Genomic DNA, 1,536 nt, shown 5'->3' with positions numbered 1-1,536 from the left:
CCCGGCGGCCTGCGCGCCTTCCGCGCCGGCCTCCCCCCCGTCGTCGACCTCGTCGAGGAGGGCCTGGAGGTAGTCGCTCAGCGCCCGCTGGTTCTGCGGCAGCTCCCCCTCCGGGTGGCCGCCGTCCCCCTCAGCCATGGCCGGCCACCTCGGCGGCGTCCGCGGCCTCCTGGGCGAGCAGGTGCTCGAGGAGCTTGCGGAAGGCCATGCTGCCCCGGGACCACGGCTGCTGGACCGTCAGCGGCAGCCCCTGCCGGCTGGCCTCGCGGAAGTGGGTGTCCACGGGGATGGTCCCCTGCCAGACGCGCTCGCCGTAGCGCTGGCGCAGCTCCTCGAGCGCCCGGGTCGCCGCCCGGGTACGGCGGTCGAAGAGCGTCGGGACGATGGTGTACGCCAGCCCGTCGCTGCGCGAGCGCTCGATCATCTCCAGGGTGTGGACCATGCGCTCGAGCCCCTTGAGGGCCAGGAACTCGGTCTGCACGGGGACGACCAGGTGGTGGCACGCCGCCAGGGCGTTGACCATCAGCACGCCGAGCATCGGCGGGCAGTCGAGCAGGGTGTAGTCGTAGCGGTCGGCCAGGGAGGCCAGGGCGCGGCGGATGACCAGCCCCATGCCCTTGCGGTTGCCGAGCTGGCGGTCGAGGGTCGCCAGCGCCGTCGAGGCCGGGAGCAGGTCGAGCCCCTCGACCTCCGTCGGGTGGGTGCTCACCGCCCCGCTCCCGCCCCGGCCCTGCGCGCGGAAGAGGTCGTAGAGGTTCGGCTCGACGCTCTCCGGGTCGAGGCCGCAGTAGCTCGTCAGCGAGCCGTGGGGGTCGAGGTCGACCATGAGCACCGCGCTGCCGCGCTGGGCCAGCAGGCCCGCGAGGCTGGTCACCGCGGTCGTCTTGCCGACGCCCCCCTTCTGGTTGGCCACCGTCCAGATCCGCATAGGCCTTCGTGCCCTTCGCGCTCAGCGCAGGTGCGCGAGCGCCTCGCCGACTTCATCGAGGGGCAGGACCTGGTCGCTGAGCCCTGCCTTGGCCACCGCCGCCGGCATGCCGTAGATGACGCTGCTCGCCTCGTCCTGGCTCCAGACCCAGCAGCCGCGCTCCTTAAGCGCCTGCGCCCCCTTCGCCCCGTCGGCGCCCATGCCGGTGAGGACGATGCCGAGGGCGCCGCGGGGGGCGAGCTCGGCCACCTCGCGGAAGGCGATATCGACGCTCGGCTTGTAGAAGTGGTCCGAGGCCCCTTCGTAGGTGTAGACGCACAGCGCCCCGGCCCGGCCCCGCACGCCGAGGTGCCGGCCGCCCGGGGCGAGGAGGACCTCGCCGGGGCGCAGCAGGTCGTTCTCGGCGGCCTCGCGCACGCGCACCTGGCAGAGCTCGTTGAGGCGCTCGGCGAAGGCGGGGGTGAACGAGGCCGGCATATGCTGGACGACGAGCACCGGCACGGGGAAGCCCGCCGGCAGCTGCGTGAGCACGCGCTGCAGGGCCACCGGCCCGCCGGTGGAGGCCCCGATGACAACCACCTCCAGGTCGGCGAGCCGCGGCCCGGCCC

2 protein-coding genes are annotated in these 1,536 nt (G+C 74.2%); both read right to left on the bottom strand.

Annotated features, from left to right (window positions below; genetic code table 11):
* Positions 1-130: 130 nt before the first annotated feature.
* Positions 131-928 (bottom strand): ParA family protein, encoded by a 798-nt coding sequence (locus CKO13_RS12120; protein WP_200261376.1) that lies wholly within the window; start codon positions 926-928, stop codon positions 131-133.
* Positions 929-949: 21 nt separating this feature from the next.
* On the bottom strand, positions 950-1,536 hold a 587-nt coding region (locus CKO13_RS12115), incomplete at its 5' end, for a chemotaxis protein CheB (protein WP_274600697.1).

Origin of the sequence: Halorhodospira neutriphila, assembly GCF_016584055.1 — a bacterium.
GTDB lineage: Bacteria > Pseudomonadota > Gammaproteobacteria > Nitrococcales > Halorhodospiraceae > Halorhodospira > Halorhodospira neutriphila.
This window is presented reverse-complemented; position numbering and strand designations above follow the sequence as displayed.

Excerpts from the sequence above, each read along its gene's own strand:
- CKO13_RS12120 (WP_200261376.1), bottom strand. The coding sequence starts at position 928 with ATGCGGATCTGGACGGTGGCCAACCAGAAGGGGGGCGTCGGCAAGACG.